Origin of the sequence: Mycobacterium sp. MAC_080597_8934 (assembly GCF_000523975.1) — a bacterium.
GTDB lineage: Bacteria > Actinomycetota > Actinomycetes > Mycobacteriales > Mycobacteriaceae > Mycobacterium > Mycobacterium avium.
Window position 1 is genome coordinate 387,465 of record NZ_JAOS01000004.1, and the last position, 24,644, is coordinate 412,108.

Here is a 24,644-nt window from a genome sequence, read left to right on the forward strand (position 1 = left end):
AACCATGGGGAGTGGCCGGCGGGGGCTAGGGCCGCGTTTCGACCCCGAAAGCCGCGCTGAGGGCTTGTTTCGGGAGCCGCGGGTAGCCTACGACGCGACGACGGTGGCGACGCACGACGGCGCGCAGCTGCATGTGCGCAGTTACGGTTCGGCGTTCGGCCAGCCGATCGTGCTGATCCATGGTTTCGGATGCCGCATCGAGTACTGGAACCCGCAGATCAACGCTCTTGCCGCCAAGTATCGGGTGATCGCCTACGACCAGCGCGGGCTGGGCCGCAGCACGCTGGGCTCTGACGGCGTGCGCCCCGACGTGCTGGGGCGCGATCTTGCCGCCGTGCTCGACGCGGTGTTGGCACCGGGGGAACGGGCGGTGTTGGTGGGACACAGTTTTGGTGGGATCACCATCATGGCGTGGGCACAGCGCTTCGCCGCCCACGCGGTGTCGGCGGTGCTGTTGGCCAACACCATCGCCGAGCGCTTCAGCGCCACCACGATGCTGCTGCCATTCGCCGACCGCTATCGCCACATCCGCCGACCGTTGATCACCGCGTTAGCGGGCTCGACGATGACGCTTCCCTCGATCCGCTGGTCACGGTGGCCCCTGCAGCGGATGGCATTGTCCCGCTACGCCGATCGGCAGGCGGTGGACTTCGTCTATGAGATCCTGGCCGATTGCCGCACCGATGTGCGGGCGGTGTGGGGAGCGGGGCTGTCCGGGTTGGACGTCACCGCCGGGTTGGAGAAACTCCCGGTGCCGACCACCGTGGTGACCGGCACCGAGGATCGGCTGACGCCGCCGGCAGTTGCACACCGGATCGCCGAGACACTACAGGTCCGGGGCAGTCTGCACCGGTTCGCGCGGTTTCCCCGCGCCGGGCACTGCACGAATATCGAAGTGCCATACGCGTTTAACGCCGAGATCGAACAGCTGGCGGACGCGACCCGCTGATAACCGGCGCCGGGGCCACGTTAGTTTTCGACGGTGATGCGCAGCCGGGGCTTGCGGGCGTCAGTCGGCTTGGCGACGCGGTCCCACACCGCGTCGACCATGGGCTGCAACAGCAGCTCGCCCATTTGGCGAATCAAGACGCCCAGGATCTGGTTGGACTCGGGGCGTTTGGTGGATGCCACTCCCGAACCCCGCAGGGCCGTGATCTCGCGGCGAGTCAGCTCGATGAGCGCATCGAGCAGGTGCAGCCGATCCTCGGAGGGATCGAGCACCGCGCGCCGCACGTAGTTGACCACCGGGGGGTTGTCGCGCAGCATGCGGGCGACCGCCTCGTCGCGGGCCGCCGCGACGTGCCGCGCACTGCCCTCGGCCGGAACCTGAGCCAGCGCGTGGGCGAAGTAGTCCACCACCAGCTGGTCGACTGCATCGCGCACGCCGGCCTTGGTTTTGAAGTGGTGTTGCACCAACCCCAGGGTGACGCCGGCCGCAGAGGCTATGTCGCGCAGCGAAATTCGATCTTCGCCATATTGCGCGTAAAGGTCCAGCGCGGCGTTGCGAATTCGCGCCTTGGCCGTCAGGTCCTCGTTGGTCGCCCGCGGATTGGTCATCACCACTGCTCCTCGTCCACGCCGCTATGTTAGCGCCTTACCCAATTAGCTCTACGTTTGATCTATTTCCAATACATCTGTATCGTACGCTGGGGAATGGAGGATGACGTTCTATGCAGCCCCTGATCGGTGTCACGGTGGTGTCGTTGGCCGTGAACCTGCCCGGTCCGCTGGCGGCGGCCCGGCTCGCCGAACTGGGTGCCGCGGTGACGAAGGTGGAGCCGGCGACGGGGGATCCGCTCGCCGCCGCCGCGCCCGACTGGTACGCGCGGCTGATCGAGCACCAAAACGTGCTGACGCTCGATCTCAAGGACACCGGTGATCGCGCCAAGCTCGACGAACTGCTGGCGGGCGCCGACCTGCTGATCACCTCGATGCGGCCCTCGGCGCTGCATCGGTCAGGCCTGGCGCGCCCGCAGCAGAAGTTTCCGCGGTTGTCGTTGATCGAGATCGTCGGGCATCACGGCGAGCACGCCGAGACCCCGGGCCATGACCTGAACTACCAGGCGGCCCAGGGCACGCTGACCCCGCCGCATATGCCGAAGGTGCCGATCGCAGATGTGCTGGGCGCCGAACGCGCGGTGTCGAGCGCGCTCGCGGCGCTGCTGCAAGCCGCGAAAGCGGGTGCGGGACAACGCTACCGCGTCGTGTTGGAGGAAGCCGCCGCCCGGGCTGGCGATGCGGTGCGCTACGGGCTGATGGGGGAGGGCGCGGTGCTCGGCGGCGCCTACCCCGGATACGGCATCTACGCGTCCGCCGACGGCTACGTCGCCCTTGGGGCGATCGAACCGCACTTTTTCGCCCGCACGTGCCAGGTGTTCGGCGCCGACGGGAGTCACGAAAGCCTGGGTGCGGCGTTCGCGGCCAAGACCACCGCCGAGCTGGAAGACCTTGCGCGGCATATGGATATTCCCCTGAACGAAGTGAGGTAGATATGTCCGAATTGTTTCCCGATTACCGTCCGCGTTGGGAGACCGACCAGCACCGCGAGCTGCGCAAGCACGCCGCGGAGTTCTTCCGCAAGGAGGCCACCCCGAACCAGGAACGCTGGGCCGCCCAACACGCGGTCGATCGGGAGTTCTGGAACAAAGCCGGGGATGCCGGTGTGCTGGGCCTGGACCTGCCCGAGGAATACGGCGGCGCGGGCGGCGACTTCGCGATGAACGTCGTCGTGCAGGAGGAGCTGGCCTACGCTTACGACCAGGGCTTCGGATTCGCCGTGCACTCGCCGATCGTCGCGCACTACATCTGGGCCTACGGCAGCGACGAGCAGCGCAGGCGGTGGCTGCCCAAGATCATCAGCGGTGAGGCGGTGTTGGCCATCGCGATGACCGAACCAGGTACCGGGTCGGATCTGCAATCGGTGAAGACCACCGCGCGACGCGACGGCGACTTCTACGTCATCAACGGGTCGAAGACGTTCATCTCCAATGGAACTCACTGCGACCTGTTGGTGATCGTGGCCAAGACCGACCCGTCGAAGGGGGCTGCCGGGGTGTCGTTGATCGTGGCCGAAACCGACGAGAACCTGGCGGGTTTCGAGCGTGGCCGGGTGCTGGCCAAGATGGGCCAGCACGCGCAGGACACCCGCGAGCTGTTCTTCTCCGACATGCGGGTGCCGGTGGCCAACCTGCTCGGCGCGCAGGAGGGTCTGGGCTTTTACCAATTGATGGAGCAGCTTGCCCGCGAACGGCTCATCATCGCGACAATCTGCGCGGCGCTCGCCGAGGTCGCGGTGCTCGAGGCGATCAAGTACTCGCGGGAGCGGGAGGCGTTCGGCCGGCCGATCGGCAAGTTCCAGCACACCAAATTCGTGCTGGCCGAATGCAAAACGGAGGCGCTGGCGATCAAGACGATGGTGGACTACGCCGTCGGGCAGTACCTCGACGGCAAGAACGACCCGGCAACCGCGTCGATGGCCAAGCTGTTCGCCGCCGAGAAGAGCGACCAGATCGTCGACAAGTGCCTGCAGATCTTCGGGGGCTACGGCTACATGACCGAGTATCCGATCGCCAACATGTACACCGCGTCGCGGGTCAACCGGATCTACGGCGGTACCAGCGAAATCATGAAGGAAATCATCAGCCGCTCGCTGTAAGGACGTTGAATTGACTGAGGCATACATTTACGAGGGAATCCGCACCCCGCGGGGCAAGGGCAGAGCCAGCGGCGCGCTGCATTCCGTGAAGCCGATCTCGTTGGTGGTCGGGCTGATCGACGCGCTGCGCAGCCGCTTTCCGGACCTCGACGAGGACCGCATCTCCGACGTCGTGCTCGGCGTCGTCACCCCGGTGGGCGATCAGGGCATGGACATCGCGCGCACGGCGGTCACCGTGGCCGGGCTGCCCGACACCGTGGGCGGGGTGCAGCTCAACCGGTTCTGCGGGTCGGGTCTGGACGCCGTCAACGTCGCGGCCAAGGCGGTGCGCTCGGGTTTCGACGAGTTGGTGATCGCCGGTGGGGTGGAGTCGATGTCGCGGGTCGAGATGGGCAGCGACCGAGGGGCGATGGCTTACGACGCGGCGACCGCCTACGACAACTACTTCATCCCGCAGGGGGTGGCCGCCGACCTGCTGGCCACCATCGAGGGGTACACCCGCGAGGACGTCGACGCCTACGCGGTGCGTTCGCAGCGGCGCGCCGCCGAGGCGTGGTCGGGCGGCTACTTCGCGAAATCGGTTGTGCCGGTGCGGGCTATCAACGGGTTGACCATCCTGGATCACGACGAGCACATGCGGCCGGACAGCACGGTGGAGGACCTGGCCAAGTTGGCGCCCGCGTTCGCGGGCATCGGCGAATTCGGTGGCTTCGACGCCGTCGCGATGCAGCGCTACCACTGGGTCGAAGCGATCAACCACGTGCACACCGGCGGCAACAGCTCGGGCATTGTGGACGGCGCCTCGCTGGTGCTGGTCGGTAGCGAGCAGGCCGGCGCGGCGTCCGGTCTGACCCCGCGGGCGCGCATCGTGTCCGCGGCCACCAGCGGCGCCGACCCGGTGCTGATGTTCGGCGGCCCAATCCCGGCCGTGCGCAAGGCACTTGACCTTGCCGGCCTGACCATCGACGCCATCGACCTGTTCGAGATGAACGAGGCCTTCGCGGCCATCGCCATCAAGATCCAACGATATTTCGGCATCCCCGACGAGAAGTACAACGTCAACGGCGGTGCTATCGCGATGGGTCATCCGCTCGGTGCCACCGGCGCCATGTTGTTGGGCACCGTCCTCGACGAGCTGGAGCGGCGGGGTGGACGCTACGGCCTGATCACGCTGTGCGTCGCCGGCGGCATGGGCGTGGCGACCATCATCGAAAGGGTTTGAGTTCAATTGAGTGACAGCATTATTGGCTGGGACAAGGACGCCGACGGGATCGTCACGCTGACGATCGATGACCCCGACAACGGCGCCAATATGCTCACCGACGCCTACGTCGAGCAGATGGGCGCGATGATCGACCGGCTCGAGGCCGAGGTCGACGAGACCACCGGTGTGGTGATCACCTCGGGTAAGTCCACGTTTTTCGCCGGCGCCGATCTGACCCAGATCCGCAGCGCCGGACCCGAGCACGCGCAGCAGCTGTTCGACGGCTCCACGGCGATCAAACGTGATCTGCGTCGGCTGGAGACGCTGGGCAAACCGGTGGTCGCCGCGATCAACGGCGCCGCGTTGGGCGGCGGGCTGGAGCTGGCGCTGGCCACCCATCACCGCATCGCGGCCAACGTGGCGGGCAGCGTGATCGGCCTGCCCGAGGTGATGCTGGGGGTGCTGCCCGGTGCCGGCGGCGTGGCGCGCAGCGTGCGGCTGCTCGGCATCCAAAACGCGCTGATGCAGGTGTTGTTGACCGGCAACCGATTCAAGCCCGCCAAGGCCCAACAGGTCGGCCTCGTCGACGAACTGGTCGAGTCCGTCGACGAATTGGTGCCGGCCGCCAAGGCGTGGATCCTGGCCAACCCGGGCAAGCATGTGCAGCCGTGGGACGTTCCGGGTTTCGAGATTCCCGGGGGCAGCCCGTCCACACCGGCGTTTGCGGCCAACCTGCCGGCGTTCCCGGCCAACTTGCGCAAGCAGCTCAAGGGCTCGCCGATGCCGGCGCCGCGAGCAATCATGGCGGCCGCACTCGAGGGAGCCCAGGTCGACTTCAACACCGCCCAGCTCATCGAAACGCGCTACTTCGTCAACCTGGTCACCGGCCCGATCGCCAAGAACATGATTCAGGCGTTCTTCTTCGATCTGCAAGCAGTGCAGAGCGGGACGTCGCGCCCCGCCGATGTGCCCGAGCGCACCATCCACAAGGTCGGCATCCTGGGCGCGGGCATGATGGGCGCCGGGATCGCGTATGTCACAGCGAAAGCCGGCATCGACGTCGTCCTCAAAGACGTCACGCTGCAGGCGGCCCGCAAGGGCAAGGCCTACTCGGAACACCTCGAGCAGAAGGCGTTGGCGAAAGGCCGTACTACCGAGGCGAAGTCGCGGGCGCTGCTGGACCGCATCATCCCGACCGCCGATGCCGCCGACTTCGCCGGCGTGGATTTCGTGATCGAGGCGGTGTTCGAGAACACCGAGCTGAAGAACAAGGTGTTCGCCGAGATCGAGAACATCGTCGAACCCGGCGCCGTGCTGGGCTCCAACACCTCGTCGCTGCCGATCACCGACCTGGCCGCGGGGGTGAGTCGGCCGGAGAACTTCGTCGGCATCCACTTCTTCTCACCGGTGGAAAAGATGGACCCGATCGAGATCATCCGTGGCGCAAAGACATCCGACGAGACCCTGGCCCGGGTCATCGACTACACGCTGGCCATCAAGAAGTACCCGATCGTGGTCAACGACGGCCGCGGGTTTTTCACCACCCGGGTGTTTTCCACCTACCTGCTCGAGGCCTTCAACATGCTCGCCGAAGGCATCGACCCTGCCACCATCGAGCAGGCGGCTTTTCAGGCCGGCTACCCGGCCGGGCCGCTACAGGTAGCCGACGAGCTCGGCTTCGGCACCATCCGCAAGATCATGGATGAGACGGTGCAGGCGGCCGCAGCCGACGGCCTCCCGCTCGACGAGTCGGTGCGCGTGGCCGCCGAGGTGCTCGCCACGCTGATGGACACGTTCGACCGTACCGGCAAGCAGGGCGGCGCGGGTTTCTACGACTACGCCGACGGCACCCGCGCCGGGTTGTGGGACGGGCTGCGAACGGCATTCAACACCAAACGCGCACTGTCGGCTCCGTTCGACGACCTGCAGGACCGCTACCTGTTCATCCAGGCGATCGAAACGCAGAAGGCCTACGACGACGGCGTCATCAGCTCCGACCCGGACGCCAACGTCGGCTCGATCTTCGGCATCGGTTACCCGCCGTGGACCGGCGGGGTGCGCCAGTTCGTCAAGGGCTATCCGGGCGGCGCCGATGCGTTCCGCCGGCGCGCCGACGAACTGGCGGCCGCGTATGGAGGGCGGTTCCGGTGGATCTGACGGACAAGGTCGTCGCGATCACCGGCGGCGCACGCGGCATCGGGCTGGCGACGGCGAAAGCGGTTCTGGCCGAAGGCGCCAAGATCGCCCTCGGTGACCTCGACACCGAACTCGCCGAGAAACAGGCCGTCGAACTCGGCGGCGATCCGGCGGTGGTCGGGCTGCCGCTCGATGTCAGCGATCCCGCCTCGTTCGCCGCGTTTCTGGACGACGTCGAGGCCCGGCTGGGTCGGCTCGACGTGCTGGTCAACAATGCCGGCATCATGCCGACCGGCCCGTTCGTCGACGAGTCGCCGACCATGAGCCGCCGCATGATCGACGTCAACGTCTACGGGGTGCTCAACGGGTCTCGGCTGGCGGCAGCGCGGTTCGTGCCCAGGGGAGCGGGACACATCGTCAACATCGCGTCGCTGGCCGGCGTCACCGGTGAGCCGGGAATGGCGACCTATTGCGGCACAAAGCATTTCGTGGTCGGCTTCACCGAATCGCTGCACCGCGAACTGCGCCCGCACCGCGTCGGGGTCAGCCTGGTGCTTCCGGGCATCATCAATACCGAATTATCCGCGGGCACAAAGGTTCCCGGCTGGGCCAGGCCACTGGCCACCGCCGAGCCCGAGGACGTCGCCGCCGGCATCGTCGCCGCCATCAGCAAAAACAAGCCACGCAAGACCGTGCCGGCCACCCTCGGCGCCCTACTCAAGTCCGTCTCGCTGCTGCCAGACACGCCGCGTTTTGCCGTCGCGCACGCCGTCCGGTTCGACCAGCTCGTCAGCGGCGCCGACCCCAACGCCCGCGCCGCCTACCACCGGCGGCTGGCCGAGGATCATGACAGGGGCTGAAGAAACGAATCTCGTGCAGCGGGTACCCGGCGAGCAGCGCTGAGGTTTACTCGGGTGCTCTGGCTTGCTGCCAGTGCTAGCGGCGTAAGTTCGTTCGGAGCGATGAAGACCGCCGGCGAGGAGGTGGCCGCACCTTGACCCACTCCATCGGACGACGCGAGAGGAACCCCGTGAAAACGACCGCACACCGCCGTTCGGCAGTCGTCGGCCTGGCCGCCGTCGCGCTGATCACCGTGGGATGCAGCAATGGCAAGAGCGTCGACGCGTCGGCACCGCCCCACGCGGCAGCGAGCGCCACCTCCACGTCGGCGAACCCGGCGCAGCCCACCGAGGTGAAGCTCATCGGGGAGAGCAACGTCGAGGTGACGCTGACCGGGCCGATCGCGGCCAAGTACGCGTCGGCCACCGACGATCAGAAGAAGGCTCTCGGCAAGCCACTGACGGGTGACCGCAACGCGGGGAAACGGGAGAGCGGCGTGGTGTTCCAGCAGTTCGAGGGCGGCGTGATCACCGCCAAGAACGACGCGCCCGGAACGCCCGCCTATATCACCCTGGGCAAGATCCGGGAGGCCTGGAATGTGCCACGCGGCGCGGACGGCACGCCCGAGATCACCGGCACCAACGGTTCGGCAGGTCCGCTGGGATTGCCCGTCAGCGACCAGAGCTCCGTCGGCGATGTGCTCGTGTCGAACTTCGAGCACGGCACGATCCAATACGACCCGAAGACCGACCAGGTCGCGGTGACGGTCAACGGCAAGGTTGTGCCGTCCGGGCTGTAGCCCGAATCAGGCGTTCACCCGACCGGCTAGCTCTTCCAGACCACCTTGTCCGTACCTCCGGCGTCCCGGTAGACGACGCTGTCGGGGTTCGTGCCGTTGCGCACGTCGAAGTAAAGGCGTCCCGTGACGGGGGTGCCCAGGGGCAGTGGCCCCTCGGGAAGACCGTCGGTCTGGTTGCCCTTCATCACCGCGAACGTGGAGCTGTTGACGGCCCGCGCGTTGAAGTCGGCAATGTTGGGAACCGCGTTACCACTGACACCCTTGGCCGTGACGTCGGAGTACCACACGCCGTCGTTGTGGCCGCTGGGTTGCAGGTTGCTCACGGTGTAGTCGATGGTGCCACCGTTGCTGGAAATCTCTGCCATCTGGCCGAATTGCAGGATTTGCGGATCGGCGAATGCCGGGGTCGCGGCGAGGAGTCCGGCCGCCGCCAGCGCGGCCGTCGCTGCCGTCGTTTTCGATGCAATGTGTGAGAACGCCACGTCGGGCTCCCTTCCTGATGTGCCGCTATCCGGGGAGCGGCAGTTGAAGCGAGGTCTATCCAAAGCGTGGAATTTCAAACCCTGGCATTTGCTGGCGTGCGTTTCGATCGGGCTCGATCCCGCGTGGGCTACGGGTTGTCCGTCGTGCTCGTCGTAATGTGCACGGTCGACTGAGGTGCCGAGAGTCCGTTCATGAAGATGTCGAGTAACCGGGTGGCTTGCTCGCTGTTGCCGCCGGTCGGGGCCACCGTGAAGATGCCGATGAGGCCGGCCGCGACGTCTTCGGAGCTGATGTGGTCGCCGATGTCACCCGCGGCGCGACCGGCCGCGAGGATCTTATCGATGGCGGCCAGCAACTCGATGCGGGTGTGACCAGAGCCGAGTTGCTCGTTATTGATCATCGCCCGCAGGGTGCCGAGCATGCCGTGCTTGGTGGCCAACCAGTCGGTGAACAGATCCATCCAGCGGCGCATGGCCTGCGCGGGTGGATGATTCTCCAGCAGCTGATCGGCGCCTTCGGTCAGGCGACGCACCTGGTCCTGGTACACGGCTTCGACCAATGCCTCGCGAGTGGGGAAGTGGCGGAACAACGTGCCGACCCCGACACCGGCCTCGCGGGCGATCAACCGCAGCGAGGGTTCGTCGCCGCCGGCGGCCGCGGCGAACAACCTGGTCGCGACCTCGATGAGCGCCTCGCGATTGCGCGCCGCGTCGCTGCGAACGGGTTGAGCCACGCGGGCCACTCTAGCGGAACACGTTCCGGTTATGTACTCTCGTCAGCTAATCGGAACGCGCTCCACTTAGCTTCGAGGGGGAATCTCGTGCACGTGTTCGTCACTGGAGGCTCGGGCCTGACCGGGCCCGCCGTCGTATCGGAGCTGCTGTCTGCGGGGCACCGGGTCACCGGGTTGGCCCGCTCGGCCGCCTCGGCGGATCGCCTGGCTCGCCTGGGAGCAGGGCCGTTCGCGGGTTCGCTCGACGATCTCGACCGGCTGCGCGAGGGCGCGGCAGCCGCCGACGGCGTCATCCATATGGCTATCGGTGGGGACTCCGGCGATTTGTCCGGCATCACCAAACGCGACGTCGATGCGATCGAGGCCATGGGGGCCGCGTTGGCCGGGACCGGCAAACCGTTCGTGTCAACGTCCGGGACCATGGTGATGGCTCCGGGACGGGTGAGCGAGGAGACGGACGCGCCCGACCCCGACGCGTTCGCCGCGTACCGGATCCCCGGCGAGCGGGCTTGTCTGGGATACGCCGAGCGGGGAGTGCGCTCGAGCGTGATCCGGCTCGCCCCGACTGTGCACGGCCCGGGTGATTACGGGTTCGTGGCGATGTTGGTGGCGACCGCCCGCAAAACGGGTGTCTCGGCGTATATCGGGGACGGGACCAACCGGTGGCCCGCGGTCCACCGTCTCGATGCGGCAACCCTGTTTCGGCTTGCGCTGGAGAAGGCGCCGGCCGGAACTGCGCTGCACGGAACGGCGGAAAGCGGTGTGCCGCTGCGGGACATCGCCGAAAAGATCGGTCGAAAGCTTGATCTGCCGGTCGTGTCGGTCGAATTGGACGACGCGCCAGCCCATTTCGGGAGCGCGGCGCTGAGCTCGGTGTTCGCCGCTGACGTGCCGGCTTGCAGTGCGCGCACCCGCGCGCTGCTCGGCTGGAACCCGAGCCACCACACGCTGCTGGAAGACCTCGAGCACGGCGACTACTTCACCGTCGTGGAAGGTGCCGGACAGGGGTGACCCAAGCACGCGTTTGCTTTTTCTCAGCCGCCGCGCCCGAGGCTGGCTTTAGTCTTGATCGGATACCGGCCGGCCAGAGAAAGGCCAAACAGCGGTGACCTTTACCAAGTTGACCGACGCCGAGCTGGCGCAGGTGATCGCTGATCCGCAACAGGCCAGGAGCATTCTGTGGCGGCTGCCCACCGGCGACGGACCGAGCGGCTCGGTCGACAAGGCAATCGACGGCATCCAGTTCCTGCTGTCGGCCGCCGACGTGCCGATCGCTATCGCTCCCCAACACATGCCCGGCGAGCCCATCCCGACCCAAAACGGTGAGATCTACTTCGGTTTATCGGCAGACCACGTAGCTGCCATCGCAACACAATTGGCGGCGACGCGATTCGCGTGGGCCAGTCGACGGGCGATTCACCGAAACGAGCACCTGCCGGTGCGGCTGATCGCGGCGTGGACTCGGCGGCGAGACGTCAAGCGCTGCGCATGGTCCATTGCTCCTAGAGCATGGACGTTGTGCTGCGACCGTTAAGGAGCGTTGCCGCAATCTTGATCTCGCACTCTTAGCGTGGAGATACGAGATAACGCCTATTGGCGACCGCAATCCTGGGGGTTCATATGACGACCGCATTAGCCGCGCACGAGGCAATCGAGAAGGATGCGGACGACGCGGACGATCTTCTTTTGGCGGTCGCGGCAATGAACGCGTTTGCGCCCCAAAGGCGCACCGTTCTTGCCGACAAACCCCGCTGGCGCCTCACGGAAGAAGAGATCGTGGGCGCGTCGATGTCAATGGCCAAGTAGAAGTCCCCGCTGGTGGCCAGCAGAAGTCCCCACTCCGCTGCGGGTGGTTGGCTAATTCTTGGCGGCTCCCTTCTTGTGGTCGGCGTGGCGCATCCGGTAGGACTCGCCGGAGGTGACGACGATGCTGGCGTGGTGCAGCAGCCGATCGAGGATGCTGGCGGCGGTGGTGTGCTCGGGCAGGAATCGCCCCCATTGTTCGAAGGGCCAATGCGAGGCGATGGCCAGGGAGCGGCGCTCGTAGCCGGCAGCCACGAGCCGGAACAACAGTTGAGTCCCGGTGTCGTCGAGCGGGGCGAAGCCGATCTCGTCCAAGATGACCAGATCCGCGCGGAGCAGGGTGTCGATGATCTTGCCGACGGTGTTGTCGGCCAGGCCGCGGTAGAGGACCTCGATCAGGTCGGCGGCGGTGAAGTAGCGGACTTTGAATCCGGCGTGGACGGCAGCGTGCCCGCAGCCGATGAGCAGGTGACTTTTGCCCGTACCAGGTGGGCCAATGACCGCCAGGTTCTGTTGTGCCCGAATCCATTCCAGGCTCGACAGGTAGTCGAACGTGGCTGCGGTGATCGACGATCCGGTGACGTCGAACCCGTCGAGGGTCTTGGTGACCGGGAAGGCTGCGGCCTTGAGACGGTTGGCGGTGTTGGAGGCATCGCGGGCAGCGATCTCGGCCTCAACCAACGTCCGCAGGATCTCCTCCGGTGTCCAGCGTTGCGTCTTGGCGACTTGCAACACCTCGGCGGCGTTGCGGCGCACCGTGGCCAGCTTCAACCGCCGCAGCGCCGCGTCAAGGTCAGCAGCCAGCGGTGCCGCCGAGGACGGTGCCACCGGCTTGGCAGCGGTGGTCATGAGGCCGTCCCGTCGGTGGTGTTGATCTTGTAGGCCTCCAACGAGCGGGTCTCGACGGTGGGCAGATCGAGCACGAGTGCGTCGCCGGCGGGGCGGGGTTGTGGGGTGCCGGCGCCGGCGGCCAGGATCGAGCGCACGTCGGCAGCGCGGAACCGGCGAAACGCAACCGCCCGGCGCAGCGCGTCAATCAAAGCCTGTTCGCCGTGGGCGGCGCCAAGGCCGAGCAGAATGTCGAGTTCGGATTTCAGTCGGGTGTTGCCGATCGCAGCAGCACCGACGAGGAACTGCTGCGCTTCGGTTCCCAATGCGCAGAATCGTTTCTCTGCTTGGGTTTTCGGGCGAGGACCACGCGAGGGTGCGGGTCTGGGTCCGTCGTAGTGTTCATCGAGGATGGACACCTCACCTGGGCTGACGAGCTCGTGCTCGGCCACGATCACACCGGTCGCAGGTTCCAACAGGATCAGGGCGCCATGATCGACCACCACCGCCACGGTGGCACCGACGAGCCGCTGAGGCACCGAGTAACGAGCTGAGCCGTAACGGATGCACGAGAGGCCGTCGACCTTACGGCGCACCGACCCCGAGCCGATCGTCGGCCGCAGCGAGGGCAGCTCCCTCAAGACGGTGCGCTCGTCAACCAAGCGATCGTTGGGCACGGCGCAGATCTCCGAGTGGACCGTGGCATTGACCTCGGCGCACCATAGTTGCGCCTGGGCGTTGAGGGCACGTAGGTCGACCTGCTCACCGGCTAACGCAGCTTCGGTCAGCAGCGGCACCGCAAGGTCGTCCTGAGCGTAGCCACAGAGGTTCTCCACGATGCCCTTCGATTGCGGATCCGCACCGTGGCAGAAGTCCGGAACGAAGCCATAGTGGGACGCGAATCGCACATAATCCGGTGTTGGAACAACAACATTGGCGACGACACCACCTTTGAGGCAGCCCATCCGGTCGGCCAGGATCTTGGCCGGAACCCCACCGATCGCCTCGAGGGCTTCGGCGATCATCGCCAGCGTGGTCGAGGCTTTCTCGTCGGCGGCGAACCGCACAAACCGCCACCGCGAATAGGCCAGCACCGCGCAGAACACCATCAACCCCGGTGCAGCTTCGGCCCAATCCATCACCAGATAGTCACCGGGTGACCAGACCGCCGGACGGCGTTGATGCCGGTTAGCGTTGCGCCACAATACTTTCTGCTCGGCTACCAGGCGGCGGAAGTTACGGGCCGAGCCCTGATACCCGGCAGCTCGGGCGATCGGCAGCATCCGCTTCGCCGACATCTTGCCGTGTGATTTCTCGACTCGGGTGGCGACTAGATCGGTGAACGCGTCGAGGTTGCGTGGCCGTGGTTCCCGCGGGGGCGCGCCACCGGCCTCGGCCCGCTCGATGACCCGCTTGACCGTCTTGTGCGTAGTACCGCACAGCTCGGCCGCGCCGCGATACGACCCGACCTGGTGATACGCCGAAATGATGTTCATACGCTCCCTTGCAGACTTCAATAGAGCTCCCTGGGCGGTGATCAAGTGACAGTTGGCGCTATCACCGTCACCGCCCAGGCCCTCAGCTCCCGGAAAAGACACGACGAGCCCGCAAAGGAGTGGGGACTTCTACCTGGCCACCAGTGGGGACTTCCTACTGGCCACAGATGGGGACTTTCTCATGGCCATGGACACGTCGATAACGGTGATCTTGGTGTCCATCATGGTGGTGATCAGCGTCGCCGTGGGCACGATCTTGACACTGAGTTAAGGACCGGATCCGGTCGACCGCGCACGGTGAGGCGCTTTTCAGCGGTTGCGAGCGGTTTGTAGGTTTTGCCTAGTCCCACCGTCAACGGTCCGAACGCACCTTCAGACGAGTTCGGCGCAAGGGGTGACCCGACAGTCGCCCCTCGCGCCGAACGTGAAGTGAATGAAGCGTTATCCAGGCAAGGTGATGGTTCGGCACGGACCGCCTGGTACGCACGCGATTCCTCCACCCGGCCCCGCTTTAGCCCAGGGGCCACCGGGGATTCCGGCCGAGACGTGGCCATCGGAGCGCGCCAACGCCCCTGGGCCGCCCGGAATTTCGGCACCGGCTCCCTGCGGGCCCGCCGACGGCGTGCAGGGGGTGCCGTCAGGGTTATAGCAACCGGGAGCCGGAGGGGCCGGCGGCGGGGGTTCCGGATCGGCGAAAGCGGAGGGTGCGACTGCGATTCCTGCGGCAGCGACACCGGCGAAGAGAACTGGTGTGAGCTTCGAAAGTTTCGCGTTCATGCCATCTCGTCTACCCGCACGGACGAAATGGTTAATCCAACTAACTATGTCTCGTGCGTCACAGGGGACCGAAGTCCTACGCTGGCCGCCGCACCGGGGACCGCAACCGGCTGGTGGCGACGTTCGCCAAGCTCGCCGAGCGGCACCTCGGACCCTGGCGCCGAACGTCGAGTTGTTGTGCCGAATCGGCCATTTCGACGCCAACAACTCCACGCTCGGCGGTCGGCCGAGGTAGTAGCGCGCACTCCTGAGCTGCGGGCCTATCACCACGCCGGCTTTTTCACCGACGGCCGGCGCGCGACGTGGGAGTACCCCCGGATCACGCCAGAGGGCGATAGTGTTTACGTTCACACACCATGGGGCTCGTTGATCATCGCGCTCAACTACTCGCGATGGTCGCCATCTTCGGGGTCCCGTGCTTTTGCCTGGAGGGGGAGAGGTCGCCCCTTTTGGGGCACTAACTCGGCCGGCGATGAGGTGTTGAGGGCATCGAGGCCGGCCGTCACGCCTTGATTTCGTCCTGCTGCGAGGCGACGGGCTTGGTGGGCCACAGCGCCATGCGATCGAGGAGCCGGTCGCGCAGGCCGAGCGTATGAAAGAGGACCGCGCAGACGTGGGCCGTGAAGGTCAGGAAAAGCAGGAAGGCGCCGACGTTGTGGGCTTGGCGCAGCGCCGCATAGACGTCGACGTTGTGCGGTGCGATGCCGGGCAGATGCACGGGTCCCACCAAGACGACCGGGAACCGCGCCGCCGACAGCATCGCCCACCCGGTCAAGGGCTGGGCTAGCAGCAGGGCATAGAGCAGGTACTCCGACCATGTCGCGACGCGCCGTTCGACGGGGCCCATCGTGGCAAGGAAGGGCGGCAGCCGGTGGGTGAACCGGTTCGCCAGGCGCACCACCGCAAACGCCAGGATCAAGGCGCCCAGCGGCCGGTGGATGGCCAGCAGCAGCGGATAGTAGGTCAACGATGTGATCATGACCACCCCGATGAGCAGCTGCCCGATGACCATCGGCGCCATCAGCCAGTGCAGGATGCGCGACGGGAGGGCGAAACGCGTTGGAGCCGTGGTTGTTTCGTTTGTCCCGCTGGTCATGGCAGCACCCGCGCCACGTTGACCTCGCTGGGCGACTTGGGCTCCTCGGCGCGACGGGTGAAGGACCGCGCGTACACGGCCGACCTCGCCGCGGGCAACGGATCGTCGGACGGCGTGATGCCGTCGGGCAGCACCAGCGGGTCGAAGTTGATGTCGCGCGCGTTGCCCTCTTCCTCGGTGTGCACCGCGGTGATGGTGACGGTGCCGGCGTCGACGGTGCGCCGCGATTGCGGCCACGGCTTGGTGGCATCGTGGGTGGGATCGCCGGGCTCACCCACCGTCAGAATCAGCCGCCACTTCAGCGGCCGCTGGGCCAGCGTGCGGATCAGGTCGTCGAAAAGAAAGTCCTTGCCACGCGTCGGCCCCGATGCGCCGGCCACGCCGCCGTCCTGCGGAACTACCGACCACCGCACCGGAACGGTGGCGCCGGCGCTGTTGGTGAACAAGAAGGCGTTGAGCCCGTAGAACGTGGTGTCTGCAAACCCGGCACTCGGCGGCGACTGCTTGATGATTTTCATCGCCGCGGCCGTCTCGGGGTGACGATCGAGAAACGCGGCCATCTTCTGCGGGTCGGGCTTCCCGGTTGAGAGCACGGGTTTGGACGCGAGCAGGCGCTCGTAAAACCCCTCCGGCGTGCTATCGGTGAAGACCGGCACGTTGACCATGGCGGTGCGCCATTGCTGGCCACCCGCGTCGAACAACAGCCCGAGGCCGCGGACAGTCTCGGGCTTGTCCGCCTGGTCCGGCAGGCCCCCGCCTAGCGAAAACCGGCCGACGACCGGGACGGTGCCCTCCCGGAAGACCGCCGCCCGGCAGATCGCCGCGCCCGCGCCGGTGCTCGTGAACGACCCGGTAGCGCTGAGGCCCTTGGCGTGATTTCGCCGGAACCCGTCGTGGCGGCCGTAGACGTGCTCGAAGCGATCGGCGAACCGCGGCGGCGTGAGCGGGGAGTCGGGGCGCAGCCACCCGCCCGCGTAGGCGAACCCGCCGACGTCCACCGCGGCGAATCCGGCAACCGCGCCCATGCCGAGCAATGCGTTCCGCCGAGTCAGCATGAAGCGGCGGCGACGCTCGGTGTCGCCTGGTGTTTCGTCCTCTTGGCCATCCTGCTCAAAGGGCTCCATGCCCACCGTCCTCTTCCGCATTTTCGGGGCTAGCCGCGCAGCCCGGGAACGAATCGGCGGAAGCAATTCACCCATGGGCTGGTGGCGTGCGCAACTGTTGTGGCGAGCCTCGCGCACGCCCGAACCACGGGGCGGGAGGCGAACTGGTTCAGTCGGATTCCACGCGGGCGGCCGCGACAGCCCCCAACCGCGCAAGCGGATTGGGCGGCAAGCTCGGCGTGGCGTTGGGTGACTTTGTGGCTGTAGCCGAGCAGTTCGGCGACGGCAGGGGGTGGGCTCTGATTCGTCATGCAGTACGACGGGTTTGACTGGTAACCCTCAGTATTCGATTCCACCGTATTCCGTGCGATCGTCCTGTCTATTGGATCGGCTGCCGCACCGTACCGGCTTTACGTTGCGGCCGTAGATCCGCAGGACTCAGCGGCTGCTTTGGTAGCGCCATTCGACGGTTCCGGCAGGTGGCACCGAACGGGATTCCAATGGTTTTGGCATCAGCGGGTTCGCAGGCCGTCACTCACCGTGGCGATGTACGCGGCAAGAAGGCGGTCGATGGTTTCGGGGCTTTCCTGAAGGCCCCCGGGACGCCAGGCCAGTGCGAGTAGACCGTTGAAGGTTGCCCACAGTGCAGTGGTGACGTCGTCGGGATCGAGGTCTGCGCGAATGAGACCGGCGGCCATGCCTTCGCGGAGCACCGCAGTGAGGCGTGCGTTCTGGGCACGGGTGAGCTCGGCGATGCGTGCGACAGCCTCGGGTTCGTTCGGCGGCTCGACCAAAATCCGGAACTCGTGTGGCCTTTCGCGCGCAAAACGCGCATAGGCGTTGGCCGCCAACATCATTCGCTCTTCCACGGTGCCGTCCGCCTCATAGGCCGGATCCATGTAGACGCGACTCTCTTCGAGTGCCTGTTCGGCCACTGCGGTCAGTAGAGCGGAACGCCCGCCGACGCGGTTGTAGATGGTCTGCACAACCACGTCGGCCTTTTCGGCGACGGCCTCAAGAGTGAGGGCCTCGACGCCCTGCGTCGCGATGATCTCCCGCGCAGCGTCGATGACCGTACGGCGATTTTCGGCAGCGCGCTGCTGGGTGCGGGTCATCGGCGCAGGTGCAGGAGCGGCGGCGTTCACACCAGAACTGTAACCCATGCAATAGTTGGATTCACTTCCAATCTTTGTATTCCTTCCATTACTGTGTGCGTCATGACCCGAAGCGACCTCACTTTTACCTCGGCCGACGGCACCTGTGCCGCCTGGCTCTACACACCCTCTTCGCACTCCGCAGACGATCGACGGCCCGTGATCGTGATGGCGCACGGCCTTGCCGGGGTCAAAGAGATGCGGCTGGATGCCTTCGCGGAGCGGTTCACCGCTGCCGGCTACGTCTGCCTGGTCTTCGACTACCGCCACTTCGGCGCGAGTTCCGGCGAACCGCGCCAACTGCTCGACATCGACAAGCAACTGCAGGACTGGCGCTCGGCCGTCGCCTACGCGCGGACCCTCGATGGCATCGACCCCGACCGAGTCGTGGTGTGGGGCACCTCCTTTGGCGGCGGCCACACCATAATCACCGCCGCCCAGGACAAGCGCATCGCCGCCGCGATCTCGCAGTGCCCATTCACCGACGGGTTCGCCTCCTCATTCGCCATCCCACCGGTGAGTTCGGTCAAGGTCACCGCCCTTGCCGTGCGCGATGCCATCGGCGCCCGGCTCGGACGTCCGCCGGTGATGGTGCCGTCCTATGGCCCGCCCGGATCGGCTTCGCTGATGTCCTCTCCCGACAGCGTCGCCGGCGTGTCCGCGCTGATCCCCGAAGGGCAGCACGTACCGAAGGAGGTGGCCGCCCGCTTCGCGCTCGACATCATCCGGCACTTCCCGGGACGTCAAGCCCGCAAGGTGTCATGCCCGATCTTGTTCGCCATCTGTGCGAACGACACTGTCGCCCCCGCCAAGGCGACCCAGAAGTACGCCGCCCAGGCACCGCGCGGCGAGATCAAGCTCTACGACGCAGGCCACTTCGACATCTACGTCGGTGCGGACTTCGAACGCAACGTCACCGACCAGCTCGACTTCCTTAGCCGCCACGTGCCCGTCAGCTAATCAATTCGATTACCCCTGAGAGCTGGATTCGACGTCGGCGAGGCGGGGGATCGAGTCCGTGCTGTTGTGCATGCCATGAAAGGGGTCACTTGGAACGTCGGTGATTCATCTGATCGCTGACTTGACATAATGTTGCTTATCGGTAGAACGGCTGCCAGTGTCGAGGCCCGGACTACACCTCGGAACTCGGAGATGGATCGGCCCGCGTCTCGAGGCTTCACCGCATGGACCCGACTCGCCCGGCTCTTCACTACTTTCGGCCGGCTCGCGAGAAGCCATTCGCCCACCAGGAACGTATTGATACTTCCCAAGGACAGTGCGTGGTTCCGTCTCGCCGCCCAGATCCTCGAAACCCGCTCCCGCGCCGACGGTCTCGCCCCCGCCCCGCCCTGCGTTGCATTTCGTCACCGTGACGTATTGACGCTGTGGATCGAGCAGAGCGGTTCCCATCGAAGTGTTCGACCAAAGGGAACATTCGTGGGCCGTCCGAATGTCCGCGCCTACGACGGCTTTAGGGCCACTGGTTCGTCGCCCTGCCCGCGCCTTCAGTGCCGGATCACGAGAACCCGACAACTTCGGCGCAAGACGCGGAATCATCACATGCAATCCCCCGGAGTTTGGTCGAACGAAATTGCTGCGCACGGCCGGGTCAGGCAGTGGGCGCCCCACAGCGTATCGTTTTGTCACTGTGACGCTTTCCTGCGGATCGCCCGACCGAGGGTGTTACGAAGCCGAATAAAGACGAGCGAACCAATATGAAATCGGGTGCTCAGCAGGATAGCTGGGTGGCGAGGTCGAGCAAATCTGCAGCGTTGACATCGAACGCGTCGTCGTATGCTGTGTCGGCCAATCCCAAGGGTCCGAACTCGAATGGACGGGCAACGAAGGCTGTTTGGAAACCCAGGCTCGCGGCCGCACGAATGTCGTATTTGTGGCTGGCCACCATCATGATCTGCCGCGGTGCGAGTCCCAGGTATCGCGCCGCCATATGGTAGATCGCCGGATCGGGCTTGAACACGCCGGCCATTTCGGCGGCGAACACTGCATCCCAGGGCAGTCCGCCACGTTTCGCGATGTTGATCAGCGCCGACACGTCCGCGTTCGACAGGGTGGCAATAATGAACTTCTTCTTGAGCCGTGTCAGCCCCGGTAGCACGTCGGGCCACGGCACGAGGCGCTGCCACGCCAGGGTGAGTTCCTCACGCTCAGCGGCGGTCAAGTCGGTGATGCTGTATTCGGCCAGCAGTGATTCGAGGCTGCTGCGGTATACCGAGTGCACCGTGATCCAATTGTCGCGGTCCGGTTTCGCCGCCTCCAGACAGCTGAAGTACGCAGCACGCCAACTGTTTACGAAGTCGCTCCAGTCCACGTCCTGATTCCGGCTGCCGCAGATACGCTGAGCTTCGCTGCACACGGTCGAGTGGAAATCGGTAACCGTGCCCTGAACATCGAACAGCAACGCCTTGGCTGCAAACCCTGCCGAGTGGGTCATGAGTGCCATTGTTCATGACCACCGCACTCGCCGCCCGCCTGAGTCGCTCATTGACCGCGGCCGGCATCGACCCCGCACCGCCATCGAACACACCCGCGCCGCGCAACTGCTCCAACAGCGCAGCCGAGCCCTCGCCTAGCTGCGCGACATCGCCCAGACTCCAACATGATTGGATGCGATCTCCGAGCACGACCGCGTGCTCCCGCTCGGGCCGCCACCAGGACCGAGAAAATGGCCGACAACTCTAGCCACACCGATGCCACGACCGTGCTTGAATGCGAAGATGAACAACCCTCCGCCGTGGTGGCTCACATGGCCGGTCGCCGAAGTGGCCGCCACCATCCTGCCGCTGTTTGCGCGGTCTCCTTGGGAAAACGGCAACGGTCAGATGCACAGCATTGTCGGCTGGTGCAAGACAGGTCAATACCACCCACCTCGTGGGCCGGGCCGCGAAGATGAATTCGATGATCCCGACGTTCGGGCCATCACCGAAGCAACACAGATCCTTGAACGCGCATGCCTGCTCATACGCACGTTTGGCAGCAGCGGATCATCTGCCATCGGACTAACCCGGCTCGGGATGCAGGCCCTGCACACCGACACCGTGCGTCAACATCTCGGACTCGGCGACACCCCGCCGCGGCACTGACTCGCCACGCCGCCAAACCCCATCCCACTGCCGCGGCGGCGACTTACGTGCCCGCCCAATTTTTTCATTCGCCACTCCCCACCTGCCTGGTCACAACGGTCAGCTCGAGAACCCGAGCCTGCGCCGCACGGCTGGGTAAGACTGCGACGTGATCACAACGAAGGTATTATCGACACAAGCGGTCACCAGGCGGGCGATGCAGCCCACTTCCTGCCTGACCTTACCGACGAAATCCCTTCTCCTTCTTCCTATTTCGTGAGGACGCCATGCGCGACGAACTGTTTTCCGGCTTCAGTGACTCCGGATGGGACCAAGCCCCCTGGGATGTGGAACCGACCTTCACTGCCGAAGAGTTGCAGATCCTCCTCAACCCCGCACTCTCGGTCGCCGAGGCCGCCGAACGTGTCGGCTGTGTGCAACGCGACGTCATCAGGTTGCGCCGAACATCCTGAAAGGCCGCAGGCTCCGCACGAGCTGCCCGCGCCATGACAGGATTTCATGCTGTCTGCGGAGGGAAGTACATCTCTTGCTTCACCGTGCATACCAGTTCGCCGGTGCGGTTGAACATTGTCCCACTCGCCAGCGCCAGCGAGCCGGCACTGCTGGGTGACGACCGGTCGTAGAAAAGCCAATCCGACAACACCGCCCGACCGTGAAACCACACCGAGTGGTCACGCTGAGCTGACGCCCCGACACCGCCACGCGCCGCGAATGCCGGCTCCGTCAGCGTCACCGCCGACATGTAGGCCACCAGGCTGGCGGTCAGCACCGGATCATCAGGCACACGCCCGTCGGGTCGCCACCACATCGGCGCCCGTGCGGGTGGGACGGTCTCGGTCTCGATGGTCCGGCGCTCGAACCAGCGCAGGCTCGCCCATCGCCCCCGGGAGCCCTCGTCGGCCTCCGCCAGGTGCGGCGCAACCCATGGCAGGGATTCCGGGCTGGGAGCCTCCGGCATGTTTGGTTGGTAAACGACCTGCGCGGCTGCGGAATTGACGACTTTGAACGACGACATCGCTTCCATCAGGATCTTGTCGTCCTGGCGTGCTGTGACCCGTCGCGCCGAGAACGTCCGGCCCTCTTGGAGGTCAACCACTTCGAAGTCAACCGGTTGACGCGAATCCCCCGGCCGCAGAAAGTAGGTATGGACGCTGTGCGGTTCGCGGCCCGCCGCGGTGCGACTTGCCGCCAACAAAGCCTGCGCCGAGATGTGCCCGCCGAGAATATGATTGGCGGGCGCCGGAAGCTGCTGCCCGACGAAGCGCCACTGGCCGACCCTCTCGAGCTCCAAGGTGGCGAGCACGTCGCCGAGCGAAGATGACATCACGACGTATCTTGCCGGATCGCCTCTCAGGCGCTGAGCCGCAGGTATCGCTGCAGCCGCCGCGACGCCTGCCCCCACGCCGGACCGTAGACCGGCTGCAGCGCGCGATCGAGTCGCGCCCGCACAGCGGCGACGTCGAGATGCATTCCGATGGCCACCAGACGGTTGGCCGTGGCCTTCGGCGGCGCCTTGGCGATGTCGATTGCGCTACCCACCAGGTTGACGACATAGTTCCGCACCGTCGCGCGCTGCCGCACCGCCACGACGCCTTTCATCCGGAACACCTGCGGCGGTGGGTTTTCGAGAAGGTTGAGGAGGGCATTGGGGTCGATGCAGCCATCGCTGTGGGCGGTGACGGCGTCCGCATGGACGTGGTCATGCTCGTGCTCGGGCACCAGGTCCACAAAGGACAGCTGCCCGGTCGGCTCAGGCCTGGCGGACGCGTCGAAGAGCAGCTCCGGGGCTATCCGACCTCCGATTGTGCCCACCACATGTATGCGCGGATTGCGTTGCGCCGCACGTTCTCTAACGCGTTGCACCACGACCGACCGTTCCCGCTCGGGCACCTGGTCGAGCTTGTTGACGACGATCAGCGAGGCCGCGCCGTAGCGTACCGGCGGCAGCGAGCCACGATCCACGGTGTCGAAGTGGTTCACGGCGTCGACGACGTCGACCAACCCGCCCGGACGGACCCCCCGGATTTCGCTGAACCCGATGAGCCGCGCGATTGCCACCGGGTCGGCCAACCCGCTGGCCTCGACGACGATGGCGTCCAGGCGCCGAGCCGGGTCCGCGAGCTTGCCGAGTGCTTCGTCGAGCCCACCGCCGTCGGGCAGGCAGCAGATGCATCCGCCAGCGATCGAAGCCGGCTCGTCGACTTGGCCGGCGACCAGACCGGCGTCGATGTTGATGTCGCCGAAGTCGTTGACTATCACACCGATTCGCGTACCGGGATGGTGTAACAGGTGGTTGAGCAGTGTCGTCTTGCCGGCCCCGAGGTGACCGGTGAGCGCAATGACCGGGATCGCAGCCAAAGCCTCACCCTCCACGTCGACACCGGGGACATCCGATCTTAACCGCCGCACCATTGATAGCCCGGCCAGCGTCGGCGTGGCCGTATTGCTCCTCTGAGTCGCGGTCCCCGGCGATCAGGCGTCGTCGCGCACGCCCACTGCTGACCAGTTTGGACCAGTTGGCACGATGCGCGGTGGCGGAGGTGGCGTCGAAGACCAGCTTGTGTGCCCGACCACCAGGCGGCCCTCCGCGGTCCGGCGATTCAGGTTGGCCTGCTGGGTGGCGTAGGCGGCGGCGACGTCCAGGCCGGGGAAGCGTTCGGTGAGCGGCCCGATCGGCCTGCGGGTGCGCTGCGCGTCGTGTAGCAGATCGGCCGCCTCGCGGATCGCGTTATGCCTCAGCATCATTGACCGGCATTCTCCGAAATCATCCGCAGCGCCGCGTCGTACAACGCTCCGGCGTGCAGCTCGAAGAGCCCCACCAGGTTCACCGCATCGCCACCGATCTCCCTGGCGATGAACAATCCATCGGCGCCGGCGATCGCATAAGTGACCAATTGGTCGATCTGCTTGTCGGTGAGCCCCGGGGCGAGTTCGCGCACGATGTCGGCAAGCTCGTCATAGGCCTGGGCCCGGGCCTGGATGAACATCGCGCGGGCGCGCGGCTCGACCGGTCGGCGTTCCAGCGCCAGCATCAGCCCGAGCCGGATGAAGTCGGGCGAGTCCATCAGCGCCTTGGCGATCTGCATCGCCAGCCCGGCCAGCCGGTCGCGTGGGGCGCCTTCGTCGGGAACCTGCCACGCCTTGCGCCAGTCGGCGAAACTGCGCTCGATGACCGCGGCGATCAGGTCATCTTTGTTTTTGAAATGCCAGTAGATGGAGCTGGCGGGCAGGCCGCACTTCGCGCTGACCAGCCCGATACTGGTGGCCTCGTAACCGCGCTCGGCGGCGATCGCGGTGGCGGCGTCGAGGATGCGTTCACGCGACATTTCACCGTCGGCGCGTTTGCGCCGTTTCGGCTGCTTCGTGGCCGCCATATCCGCTCTCCTCCCCCGGGTGCTTGACTCCGTAGTGATCACTACATTACCGTAGTGATCAC

General features: G+C 65.9%; 25 protein-coding genes and 1 pseudogene. 13 read left to right on the top strand and 13 right to left on the bottom strand.

The features are described 5' to 3' along the window. Positions 1–64: 64 nt before the first annotated feature. The gene (locus NF20_RS04590; protein ID WP_019732282.1) at positions 65–949 is read left to right on the top strand and encodes an alpha/beta fold hydrolase; all 885 of its coding nucleotides are present in this window, start codon (positions 65–67) and stop codon (positions 947–949) included. A gap of 20 nt (positions 950–969) precedes the next feature. On the opposite strand, the gene NF20_RS04595 is transcribed toward NF20_RS04590, so the two are convergent. Continuing rightward, complete coding sequence (locus NF20_RS04595) at positions 970–1,557, bottom strand: TetR/AcrR family transcriptional regulator (RefSeq protein ID WP_033712124.1); 588 nt, start codon at positions 1,555–1,557, stop codon at positions 970–972. Positions 1,558–1,670: 113 nt separating this feature from the next. On the opposite strand from NF20_RS04595, the gene NF20_RS04600 reads away from it, so the two are divergent. The 6 genes from NF20_RS04600 (at position 1,671) to NF20_RS04625 (ending at position 8,634) form a co-directional block, all read left to right on the top strand. Beyond that, positions 1,671–2,489, top strand: a complete 819-nt coding sequence (locus tag NF20_RS04600) for a CoA transferase (RefSeq protein WP_019732280.1) — start codon at positions 1,671–1,673, stop codon at positions 2,487–2,489. Positions 2,490–2,491: 2 nt separating this feature from the next. Beyond that, complete coding sequence (locus NF20_RS04605; protein WP_019732279.1) at positions 2,492–3,655, top strand: acyl-CoA dehydrogenase family protein; 1,164 nt, start codon at positions 2,492–2,494, stop codon at positions 3,653–3,655. Between the two features lie 10 nt (positions 3,656–3,665). Continuing rightward, entirely contained in the window at positions 3,666–4,877 is a 1,212-nt protein-coding gene (locus NF20_RS04610) for an acetyl-CoA C-acetyltransferase (RefSeq protein ID WP_019732278.1), read from the top strand. A 6-nt stretch (positions 4,878–4,883) separates the two neighbouring features. Continuing rightward, complete coding sequence (locus NF20_RS04615; protein WP_019732277.1) at positions 4,884–7,016, top strand: 3-hydroxyacyl-CoA dehydrogenase NAD-binding domain-containing protein; 2,133 nt, start codon at positions 4,884–4,886, stop codon at positions 7,014–7,016. Further along, a complete protein-coding gene (locus NF20_RS04620; protein WP_033712111.1) occupies positions 7,007–7,855 on the top strand; it encodes an SDR family oxidoreductase in 849 nt (282 codons plus the stop codon). The genes NF20_RS04615 and NF20_RS04620 overlap by 10 nt, the downstream gene beginning before the upstream one ends. 170 nt (positions 7,856–8,025) lie before the next feature. Beyond that, positions 8,026–8,634: an LGFP repeat-containing protein gene (locus NF20_RS04625; RefSeq protein ID WP_019732684.1), complete on the top strand. Its 609-nt coding sequence runs from the start codon at positions 8,026–8,028 to the stop codon at positions 8,632–8,634. Between the two features lie 26 nt (positions 8,635–8,660). Here NF20_RS04625 and NF20_RS04630 read toward each other — a convergent pair whose 3' ends face one another. Beyond that, positions 8,661–9,116 (bottom strand): MPT63 family protein, encoded by a 456-nt coding sequence (locus NF20_RS04630; RefSeq protein ID WP_019732683.1) that lies wholly within the window; start codon positions 9,114–9,116, stop codon positions 8,661–8,663. 128 nt (positions 9,117–9,244) lie between these two features. Then, positions 9,245–9,859, bottom strand: coding sequence for a TetR/AcrR family transcriptional regulator (locus NF20_RS04635; RefSeq protein WP_019732682.1), 615 nt, complete (start codon positions 9,857–9,859; stop codon positions 9,245–9,247). A 78-nt stretch (positions 9,860–9,937) separates the two neighbouring features. Here NF20_RS04635 and NF20_RS04640 point away from each other — a divergent pair, with 78 nt between their 5' ends. The 3 genes from NF20_RS04640 (at position 9,938) to NF20_RS04650 (ending at position 11,656) form a co-directional block, all read left to right on the top strand. After that, entirely contained in the window at positions 9,938–10,861 is a 924-nt protein-coding gene (locus NF20_RS04640) for an SDR family oxidoreductase (protein ID WP_033712113.1), read from the top strand. Between the two features lie 94 nt (positions 10,862–10,955). Continuing rightward, positions 10,956–11,384, top strand: coding sequence for a DUF1877 family protein (locus NF20_RS04645; RefSeq protein WP_019734529.1), 429 nt, complete (start codon positions 10,956–10,958; stop codon positions 11,382–11,384). 86 nt (positions 11,385–11,470) lie between these two features. Continuing rightward, entirely contained in the window at positions 11,471–11,656 is a 186-nt protein-coding gene (locus NF20_RS04650) for a hypothetical protein (RefSeq protein ID WP_019734530.1), read from the top strand. Positions 11,657–11,707: 51 nt separating this feature from the next. Here the strand turns inward: NF20_RS04650 and istB are convergent, their stop codons facing one another. From istB to NF20_RS04675, 5 genes and pseudogenes are all read right to left on the bottom strand, one after another. Beyond that, on the bottom strand, positions 11,708–12,502 hold the full coding sequence (istB, locus tag NF20_RS04655) for an IS21-like element IS1612/ISMav1 family helper ATPase IstB (RefSeq protein WP_009979999.1): 795 nt from the start codon (positions 12,500–12,502) through the stop codon (positions 11,708–11,710). Next, positions 12,499–13,998: pseudogene (istA, locus tag NF20_RS04660) on the bottom strand (IS21-like element ISMav1 family transposase). The gene istB and the pseudogene istA overlap by 4 nt, the downstream one beginning before the upstream one ends. Positions 13,999–15,256: 1,258 nt before the next feature. Then, positions 15,257–15,850: a cytochrome b gene (locus NF20_RS04665; RefSeq protein WP_033710826.1), complete on the bottom strand. Its 594-nt coding sequence runs from the start codon at positions 15,848–15,850 to the stop codon at positions 15,257–15,259. Continuing rightward, the gene (locus NF20_RS04670) at positions 15,847–16,974 is read right to left on the bottom strand and encodes a catalase family peroxidase (RefSeq protein WP_286203389.1); all 1,128 of its coding nucleotides are present in this window, start codon (positions 16,972–16,974) and stop codon (positions 15,847–15,849) included. Before NF20_RS04670 ends, NF20_RS04665 begins: the two co-directional genes overlap by 4 nt. A gap of 491 nt (positions 16,975–17,465) precedes the next feature. Then, positions 17,466–18,068 carry a TetR/AcrR family transcriptional regulator gene (locus tag NF20_RS04675; protein ID WP_019732061.1) on the bottom strand — a complete coding sequence of 201 codons (603 nt, stop codon included), beginning with the start codon at positions 18,066–18,068 and terminating at the stop codon, positions 17,466–17,468. A gap of 102 nt (positions 18,069–18,170) precedes the next feature. On the opposite strand from NF20_RS04675, the gene NF20_RS04680 reads away from it, so the two are divergent. Continuing rightward, positions 18,171–19,067, top strand: a complete 897-nt coding sequence (locus NF20_RS04680) for an alpha/beta hydrolase (RefSeq protein WP_170945447.1) — start codon at positions 18,171–18,173, stop codon at positions 19,065–19,067. A gap of 769 nt (positions 19,068–19,836) precedes the next feature. Here NF20_RS04680 and NF20_RS04685 read toward each other — a convergent pair. Continuing rightward, positions 19,837–20,568, bottom strand: coding sequence for a haloacid dehalogenase type II (locus NF20_RS04685; RefSeq protein ID WP_019732060.1), 732 nt, complete (start codon positions 20,566–20,568; stop codon positions 19,837–19,839). A gap of 274 nt (positions 20,569–20,842) precedes the next feature. On the opposite strand from NF20_RS04685, the gene NF20_RS27075 reads away from it, so the two are divergent. Next, entirely contained in the window at positions 20,843–21,208 is a 366-nt protein-coding gene (locus NF20_RS27075; protein ID WP_031354081.1) for a hypothetical protein, read from the top strand. 266 nt (positions 21,209–21,474) lie between these two features. Beyond that, positions 21,475–21,660, top strand: coding sequence for a hypothetical protein (locus NF20_RS04690; RefSeq protein ID WP_015632645.1), 186 nt, complete (start codon positions 21,475–21,477; stop codon positions 21,658–21,660). A gap of 44 nt (positions 21,661–21,704) precedes the next feature. Here NF20_RS04690 and NF20_RS04695 read toward each other — a convergent pair whose 3' ends face one another. From NF20_RS04695 to NF20_RS04710, 4 genes are all read right to left on the bottom strand, one after another. Then, positions 21,705–22,532, bottom strand: coding sequence for an acyl-CoA thioesterase (locus NF20_RS04695; RefSeq protein ID WP_019732059.1), 828 nt, complete (start codon positions 22,530–22,532; stop codon positions 21,705–21,707). A 26-nt stretch (positions 22,533–22,558) separates the two neighbouring features. Then, a complete protein-coding gene (locus NF20_RS04700; RefSeq protein ID WP_019732058.1) occupies positions 22,559–23,566 on the bottom strand; it encodes a CobW family GTP-binding protein in 1,008 nt (335 codons plus the stop codon). A 114-nt stretch (positions 23,567–23,680) separates the two neighbouring features. Then, positions 23,681–23,953 carry a hypothetical protein gene (locus NF20_RS27080; protein ID WP_023861562.1) on the bottom strand — a complete coding sequence of 91 codons (273 nt, stop codon included), beginning with the start codon at positions 23,951–23,953 and terminating at the stop codon, positions 23,681–23,683. Then, positions 23,950–24,582 carry a TetR/AcrR family transcriptional regulator gene (locus NF20_RS04710; protein WP_023881598.1) on the bottom strand — a complete coding sequence of 211 codons (633 nt, stop codon included), beginning with the start codon at positions 24,580–24,582 and terminating at the stop codon, positions 23,950–23,952. The genes NF20_RS27080 and NF20_RS04710 overlap by 4 nt, the downstream gene beginning before the upstream one ends. Positions 24,583–24,644: the final 62 nt, after the last annotated feature.

What these genes read in the sequence shown, in the direction of transcription:
- NF20_RS04595 (WP_033712124.1), bottom strand. Translation starts at nt 1,557, where the DNA reads ATGACCAATCCGCGGGCGACCAACGAGGACCTGACGGCCAAGGCGCGA.
- NF20_RS04695 (WP_019732059.1), bottom strand. Translation starts at nt 22,532, where the DNA reads ATGTCATCTTCGCTCGGCGACGTGCTCGCCACCTTGGAGCTCGAGAGG.
- NF20_RS04675 (WP_019732061.1), bottom strand. Translation starts at nt 18,068, where the DNA reads ATGACCCGCACCCAGCAGCGCGCTGCCGAAAATCGCCGTACGGTCATC.
- NF20_RS04680 (WP_170945447.1), top strand. Translation starts at nt 18,171, where the DNA reads ATGACCCGAAGCGACCTCACTTTTACCTCGGCCGACGGCACCTGTGCC.
- NF20_RS27075 (WP_031354081.1), top strand. Translation starts at nt 20,843, where the DNA reads ATGAACAACCCTCCGCCGTGGTGGCTCACATGGCCGGTCGCCGAAGTG.
- NF20_RS04600 (WP_019732280.1), top strand. Translation starts at nt 1,671, where the DNA reads ATGCAGCCCCTGATCGGTGTCACGGTGGTGTCGTTGGCCGTGAACCTG.
- NF20_RS27080 (WP_023861562.1), bottom strand. Translation starts at nt 23,953, where the DNA reads ATGATGCTGAGGCATAACGCGATCCGCGAGGCGGCCGATCTGCTACAC.
- NF20_RS04665 (WP_033710826.1), bottom strand. Translation starts at nt 15,850, where the DNA reads ATGACCAGCGGGACAAACGAAACAACCACGGCTCCAACGCGTTTCGCC.
- NF20_RS04670 (WP_286203389.1), bottom strand. Translation starts at nt 16,974, where the DNA reads ATGGAGCCCTTTGAGCAGGATGGCCAAGAGGACGAAACACCAGGCGAC.
- NF20_RS04650 (WP_019734530.1), top strand. Translation starts at nt 11,471, where the DNA reads ATGACGACCGCATTAGCCGCGCACGAGGCAATCGAGAAGGATGCGGAC.
- NF20_RS04685 (WP_019732060.1), bottom strand. Translation starts at nt 20,568, where the DNA reads ATGGCACTCATGACCCACTCGGCAGGGTTTGCAGCCAAGGCGTTGCTG.
- istB (WP_009979999.1), bottom strand. Translation starts at nt 12,502, where the DNA reads ATGACCACCGCTGCCAAGCCGGTGGCACCGTCCTCGGCGGCACCGCTG.
- NF20_RS04690 (WP_015632645.1), top strand. Translation starts at nt 21,475, where the DNA reads ATGCGCGACGAACTGTTTTCCGGCTTCAGTGACTCCGGATGGGACCAA.
- NF20_RS04605 (WP_019732279.1), top strand. Translation starts at nt 2,492, where the DNA reads ATGTCCGAATTGTTTCCCGATTACCGTCCGCGTTGGGAGACCGACCAG.
- NF20_RS04710 (WP_023881598.1), bottom strand. Translation starts at nt 24,582, where the DNA reads ATGGCGGCCACGAAGCAGCCGAAACGGCGCAAACGCGCCGACGGTGAA.